Consider the following 6500-nt stretch of genomic DNA (forward strand, 5'->3'; position numbering starts at 1 on the left):
TTTATAAACGGCGCACGGCTCTATCGTGCGTCCAACGCAGGCCACGTTTCTTTGTGGCCGGAGTGATGTTTGATGAACTGGTTAGATGTTTTAGAACTCCCAACTACACCAAACACCACGTTAAAACCAAAGTGCTTGCCCAGAGACAAAAACACCGCAGATGGCGACTTTACCGGATTCCCTAGGAACACACCATTGACGAAGCCTCTACAAATTAAAATGTGCTTGAGAAGCTTAAACAGTAGAGCGGAACAGTGGGAAAACGTGCCACCTACCCTAAAACTTTAAACGGAGGAATGTATGAAAAGAAACGAGCACTCCCTGCCGAATATTGAGCCTTAAACCTAAAGGCAAAAAAACATTTAACGCTTTTATAAACGGCGCGCGTTTCTTTGCGCGTCCAACGCAGGCCACGTCTCTTTGTGGCCGGAGTGATGTTTGATGAACTGGTTAGATGTTTTAGAACACCCAACTACACCAAACACCACGTTAAAACCAAAGTGCTTGCCCAGAGACAAAAACACCGTAGATGGCGACTTTACCGGATTCCCTAGGAACACACCACCAACGAAGCCTCTACAAATACAAATGTGCTTGAGAAGCTTAAACAGCAGAGCTGAACAGTGGGAAAACGTGCCACCTACCCTAAAAATTTAAACGGAAAGGTGCCAGATTAGAAACGTGCATTCCTTGCCGAATACTGAGCCTTAAACCTAAAGGCCAAAAAACATTTAACGTTGCGCTAATGGGCGCAGTAATAATGGCGACTTTTTTGTCGCGTAGCGCAGAAAAGGTGCCATTATTACGGAGTCCTATTGAGCGCCTAATTAGTTGTTTTATTGAACTTAAATAACTGATCATGGTTCATGTTAAGTATTTCAGAAACATTTTCAAAAGCTATGTTAAATACATAATTAAATTCTAGAGTTTCAGCGTAACTGCCGCTTATCTTAATTGGCGTGCTTTCTTTTTTAATAGGTGAGGCAAGCCCATTTATTTTTAACACTAAATAGTCTGAACTAAGGCTGAGGTCAAAACACACTTTTTCAATTGAACGCGAAAGCGCTCCGCTTGCTGCAATGTCGTAACCACGATTATGGTTTAAAGAACCTGCATGATTACCTGATAACTCAATTTTTATAGGACAACGCCCACCTATAACAAACTGCCGGATAAGATATGCGCCTACTGGAATAATAATATGAGGTGAAGTTATCGGATCTCTTTGACTGTAATCTTCGATTTCTTTGTAATTTGCATTAACTGAATCAATAGACAAGTAATCTTCATGAATGCTCAAGCGATATTTGTCATCAAAAATGTACCAATCCCTTTGATATTTAGCAAACTTAAAACGTTCCATGATTCCTCTTTATACAACTAACGCTTGCAGCTGCGGCCGAACGAAGTGAGGTCCAGCCCCAGTGGTTTTCTGGGGCGAGGCAGGCTGCACTGGTTATATGATTTATTGCTTTGCACTTTGATAAACCGCCTTAGTCTTTTTAGAGTACTTAAGGGTAAGAAGTAAAAGCAACAAACCGCATTTATTCTTAATTTTGCCACCTGTTGATTAAACAGGATAACAAGCTAATTTTTACCGAAACAATCAACAGAACACCAATTAAAGCGACCCGTTTTCTCTGAGCCAAAAGCTATGTTTAGCAGTATAAACCTTGATGCTAAACTAAGCTTTGAACCGAATACACTCTTTGCTCAAAATACCGCTAACCGCTTAAATTAATTGACCTTTTACTGCATATAACGCTTTTATAAACGGCGCACGGCTCTATCGTGCGTCCAACGCAGGCCACGTGTTTTTGTGGCCGGAGTGATGTTTGATGAACTGGTTAGATGTTTTAGAACGACCAACTACACCAAACACCACGTTAAAACCTAAGTGCTTGCCCAGAGACAAAAACACCTTAGATGGCAACTTTACCGGATTCCCTAGGAACACACCACCGACGAAGCCTCTACAAATTCAAATGTGCCTGAGAAGCTTAAACAGCAGAGCGGAACAGTGGGAAAACGTGCCACCTACCCTAAAACTTTAAACGGAGGAATACATGATAAGAAACGAGCATTCCCTGCCGAATATTGAGCCCTAAACCTTAAGAGCCAAAAAACATTTAACGCCTTACGCAGCGGCCGAACGAAGTGAGGTCCAGCCACAGCGTATTTTTGCTGTGGCGAGGCTGGCGTAACTGGTTATATGATTCATAGATAACCGTACTCTTTTAGTGCAAGCCAGCCAAATAGACCTACTATAAAAATCACTGCGAAAGTGATTTCTCGTTTAGATTTTCGGTTTTCGATTTCTGCAACTTTTACAGAGTTGTCTCCGTAACCGATGTCATTCTCGATAGTATCCTTAGCTTGATCAACCAGCCATTTGAATTGAGAATTCATTTCTTTCAGTTCATCTCGGATCTCTCCGAGTACCTGATTTAATTCCTTGTTTTCCATAAAACCTACCTTGGCCTATTTACATATAACGCTTTTATAAACGGCGCACGGCTCTATCGTGCGTCCAACGCAGGCCACGTTTCTTTGTGGCCGGAGTGATGTTTGATGAACTGGTTAGATGTTTTAGAACACCCAACTAGACCAACACCACGTTGTGTAGCCGAAGGCGGAACCTGAGTTCTTGACTTGTGGCTAGAATAACTAAGATGAAGACTTTACCGGATTCCCTAGGAGCACACCACCGACGAAGCCTCTACAAATTAAAATGTACCTGAAAAGCTTAAACAGCGGTGCGGAACAGCAGGAAAGCGAGCCACCTACCCTAAAATTTTAAACGGAGGAATGCTTGATAAGAACTGAGCACTCCTTGCCGAATATTGAGCCCTAAACCTAAAGGCAAAAAAACATTTAACGCCAAGCTAATGGGCGCAGTAATAATGGCGACTTTTTTGCCGCGCAGCGCGAAAAAGGTGACATTATTACGGAGTCCTATTGAGCGCCTGGTTAGGCGGGTTTACGATGGTGAAATTTAACATATAAATCTTTGAGCACCTCAGGGAACAAAGCCCAATAGTCTAAGGCTTTTTCTTTAGGTACTTGCCAGAATAAGTTCTCTGTAAATGCAACATCAATGCAATTCTTAACCTTTTCATTGCCCACCATAAATTGGGAGCGCATAAATTGAAACATTCTGTCATACGTTTTGGCAGAAACACCACCTATCATTTCCCGGTTGAGGATTTTCGCTAAGAACTCGAACCACATAAATGCTTGGTCTTTACTTGGATCACCCCATTCTTGAGAGTAAAGATAGTCTACTTTCTTTGTTGTTTCAGGAAACTGAACCCTGAACTCTTCGTATAGAGTTTGAATACTCATTTAATACGCCTAACGCCCAGCTAAACGGAGGAGTAACAATGGCGGCATTTTTGGAACAAAAATGATGCGATTGTTACGGAGTCCGTTTGAGCTGTTGGTTATGTGCATTTTTTCTTTGTTACTTTGATGTCAGTATAAGTATTCATGCAGCTAATACGCTGTTCAGTTTCACTTAGCTCTATTGAAGGCGGAATATCAAAGTGCAATCGTAAAGCTTCGAAGTTGATATCCTTGACCAAGTGACAAAAGTATCCCGTTCTGTTTACACCCCAAATATATTCGTTGGCAGACTTATTTCCTGAGCTAAGCAAAAACTCTACAACGAGGTTAAGATGGCTATAATCAGGTTCTCCTTTCTTAGGATACTCCAATATTTTTACTTTGCTCATTGCAAGAATTCCATTCATTAATACACATAACGCCCGCCTCAACGAGCAAATTTTGCTGGCGGCAGTTTTGCAGCGCAGCGCAAAAATGGTGACAGTAAAATTTGTCCGTTGGAGGCGCTTGTTAAATGCTTTTTTATGGAATAGCATAGATGCACATATTATATGCGCATATGGAGCAAATAACATGCAGACATTTTTTGACCAACAAGCACCTAAAAAAGCTACCAACTTAACAGTAAATAGCGACCTTTTAAATCAAGCTAAAAGCTTGAAAATAAATTTATCTGCCACACTTGAACAAGCTCTAATTGTGCAAGTGAAAAACGCGCAGCGCGAGCAATGGCTTCAAGAAAACAAAGATGCAATTGATGANCTTAATAAGCTAAGTGATGAAAACGGTTTATTCTCTGACTCGTTTAGGAGTTTTTAATGAGCCAATTTACGCTGTACCTGAATAAAGATAAAAGCAGCAAAAAAACCTACCCATATTTTGTAGATGTTCAGAACAACTTGTTAAGTGATTTAAACTCTAGACTGGTTATACCGCTAACCCCTTCAAAAAAAGTAAACGAAAAAGCAGCCCAAAAGCTATGCCCTACCATCAATATCGACAGCGAAGAATTTGTTCTTGTGACGAATCAGATGACCACTGTACCTAAGTCACTACTAAAATCAGAAGTAGACTCACTTGAACAATATCGCTATGAAATCATCGATGCCATAGATATGCTGATTACCGGCATTTAACGCTTTGCTAATTTGCGCCGCCAGGCGTCAAATTGAGCAACTTGTTATGTGAAAATTAAAAAGATTCAACCCCGTACACCTCGTGATCTCCTATGCCCACCAAACTAGATTCTTTGATTTCTTGCGCAGAATCTATGGCACAATTAAGAACCTCAACTTCTTTTTTGTTTAACACATAGCTACCAGCTTTGGCATCGAAGCCTAGAGGCATTACTAACGACAAAAAGTGCGCTGAATATACGTTGCCCACGATTGAATAAAGCAGATCACAGCTCGCCTCCCCAATACAACAATGCAGCAAGATATACTTACCCAAGACACTCTTAAATATTTTTTGACTTTGTTCCAGATAAGAGGTGCCGACTTTAAGCTCTTTATCAGTCTCGCCTGATTGCTTTTGACTTTCAATAAGGCTGATCAAAGGAACAGTATGCACAACTTTAAAAAGCCACTCACATTTAGCGCTATTAAAAAGGCTCAGATTGCCTTGGATAATATGTGCTTTCAAAATCTCTGACGGGCGCCCGTCATCTAACCCATTAAGCTCAGAATGCGGCGGAAGCCATAATATATTTGCATCACCAGATGTAACATTTTCCTCATTTTTATCGAATACTAGAGGATATGCACGACCTTCTTTCGGCAATATATCAGCTAAAGCCAATTTTTCATTAAACACTGATTCCCACGTAAGCTTCGACCATTCTGGGCTTATAAATAGTTTGATAATTGGAACCTCTCTCGACCCACATAACATTTGAATCTACGACATAAGGTCGTATATCCACCTGTCGTATATCCTTTTTTTAAAATCGTTCTGATATTACTCGAATCATACACCATGACTGGATTCCGCAGAAGTCCGAGATTCAAAAACTATTAAGAAATGCGACACTATGTCGTATATCGTGATTTTACACCAGTTTCTTAGCCACTTGTTTTATATACAGTTTTTGATTCGTTCTTGTAAGTTCTCAGGATATACGACAGGCGGTCGCTTTTTAAGTCAAAAGGTACTAAATCTAGCTGAACGAAAGCGAATTCTCGATGCTAGGGAACATCAGCTTTAACTACTAAAGTAATGTCCACCTTATCCATGACTACAATTTATCAAACAAACTCTTCCCACCTTTTGGAAAGATTCGCATACCCTCCCCACTCAATATTAACCACAGCGGCCCACCAGGTTTTAGTGCTTTAGTAGGATGTCCAAATTATTTAACCTAGGTGGGTATAACTAAAAATTTGGACTAAGCCTTAACTTAGCGTCAGTCACTTTGGCCCCTTCAAAATAACAAGCCAGATACCAGTAGCTAAATCTGGTTTTTTCCAAAGGTTTAATCTCTTTTGGTTTGAATGGATTTTCAATTATTTAGTGTACTTGTTTTTTTCTAAATAATGTTCGATCAGCCGATGTTCTGGGGTGTTTAGCAAATGTTCGTCTATATTTTCTAACCAATTAATATCATTCAAAGATTTATCAATTGGGGCGCGCAATGCGATTGGTGTCATTTCTGAGTAATGATTGAGAATGGTGTCGATGTCATTACACCTCTGAAAGCATGTTGTTAATGCGTTAGCCATGTTAAATGCTGTTTGCAAACCAACGCCCGCGCTATAGTGGAAAGAAAAAGCCGCATCGCCAATTAGAACCATATTTTCATGGAAAAGGTGTTTAACGGTATTCATCTTGAAAGAAAACCAGGGCAAATTGGTAGAAACCAAGTCAATTTTGTCTTCTTCGCTGGTGAATATCTTATTAAGATGGGGGATAGCTTCGGCTGGGCTTTGCTGGAGAAAGCGACTCGATTGAAAGCACTTTTCGGTCATTTCAATGGTAACAGCCTGCCTGGTGTCCGTTAGGGGGTAGGAGGACAACTGAATGAAGCCGGTAGATGTTTTAATGACGTAAAACCTGACATTTGTTTGAGGTTTTGGTGAGTCGTTATAAAACCAAGTAAACTTTATTTTTGCTTCATGCTGCTGTATGACAAATTTAGCCGCATATTCTTTTCGTAC

8 protein-coding genes are annotated in these 6500 nt (G+C 40.5%); 2 read left to right on the forward strand and 6 right to left on the reverse strand.

The features are described 5' to 3' along the window. Positions 1–823: 823 nt before the first annotated feature. The 4 genes from A3766_RS17625 to A3766_RS17640 form a co-directional block, all read right to left on the reverse strand. Entirely contained in the window at positions 824–1363 is a 540-nt protein-coding gene (locus tag A3766_RS17625; protein WP_068510928.1) for a hypothetical protein, read from the reverse strand. 854 nt (positions 1364–2217) lie between these two features. Further along, the gene (locus tag A3766_RS17630) at positions 2218–2466 is read right to left on the reverse strand and encodes a hypothetical protein (protein ID WP_068510997.1); all 249 of its coding nucleotides are present in this window, start codon (positions 2464–2466) and stop codon (positions 2218–2220) included. A 504-nt stretch (positions 2467–2970) separates the two neighbouring features. Then, entirely contained in the window at positions 2971–3345 is a 375-nt protein-coding gene (locus A3766_RS17635; protein WP_068510995.1) for a hypothetical protein, read from the reverse strand. A 98-nt stretch (positions 3346–3443) separates the two neighbouring features. Beyond that, positions 3444–3734, reverse strand: a complete 291-nt coding sequence (locus A3766_RS17640) for a hypothetical protein (protein WP_068511499.1) — start codon at positions 3732–3734, stop codon at positions 3444–3446. 52 nt (positions 3735–3786) lie between these two features. Here A3766_RS17640 and A3766_RS17645 point away from each other — a divergent pair, with 52 nt between their 5' ends. Together A3766_RS17645 and A3766_RS17650 are read left to right on the forward strand one after the other, a co-directional pair. After that, positions 3787–4164 carry a type II toxin-antitoxin system CcdA family antitoxin gene (locus tag A3766_RS17645; protein ID WP_231882917.1) on the forward strand — a complete coding sequence of 126 codons (378 nt, stop codon included), beginning with the start codon at positions 3787–3789 and terminating at the stop codon, positions 4162–4164. Beyond that, the gene (locus A3766_RS17650) at positions 4164–4481 is read left to right on the forward strand and encodes a CcdB family protein (RefSeq protein ID WP_068510990.1); all 318 of its coding nucleotides are present in this window, start codon (positions 4164–4166) and stop codon (positions 4479–4481) included. Before A3766_RS17645 ends, A3766_RS17650 begins: the two co-directional genes overlap by 1 nt. 55 nt (positions 4482–4536) lie before the next feature. On the opposite strand, the gene A3766_RS17655 is transcribed toward A3766_RS17650, so the two are convergent. Continuing rightward, positions 4537–5160, reverse strand: coding sequence for a hypothetical protein (locus A3766_RS17655; RefSeq protein WP_068510988.1), 624 nt, complete (start codon positions 5158–5160; stop codon positions 4537–4539). 689 nt (positions 5161–5849) lie between these two features. Then, positions 5850–6500: hypothetical protein (locus A3766_RS31275; protein ID WP_197479615.1), on the reverse strand; the 651-nt coding region annotated here is incomplete at its 5' end.

Source organism: Oleiphilus sp. HI0132 (assembly GCF_001635845.1).

Bases quoted from the DNA above. Each gene is read 5' to 3' on its own strand.
- A3766_RS17635 (WP_068510995.1), bottom strand. From the start codon at position 3,345: ATGAGTATTCAAACTCTATACGAAGAGTTCAGGGTTCAGTTTCCTGAA.
- A3766_RS17650 (WP_068510990.1), top strand. From the start codon at position 4,164: ATGAGCCAATTTACGCTGTACCTGAATAAAGATAAAAGCAGCAAAAAA.
- A3766_RS17640 (WP_068511499.1), bottom strand. From the start codon at position 3,734: ATGAGCAAAGTAAAAATATTGGAGTATCCTAAGAAAGGAGAACCTGAT.
- A3766_RS17625 (WP_068510928.1), bottom strand. From the start codon at position 1,363: ATGGAACGTTTTAAGTTTGCTAAATATCAAAGGGATTGGTACATTTTT.
- A3766_RS17630 (WP_068510997.1), bottom strand. From the start codon at position 2,466: ATGGAAAACAAGGAATTAAATCAGGTACTCGGAGAGATCCGAGATGAA.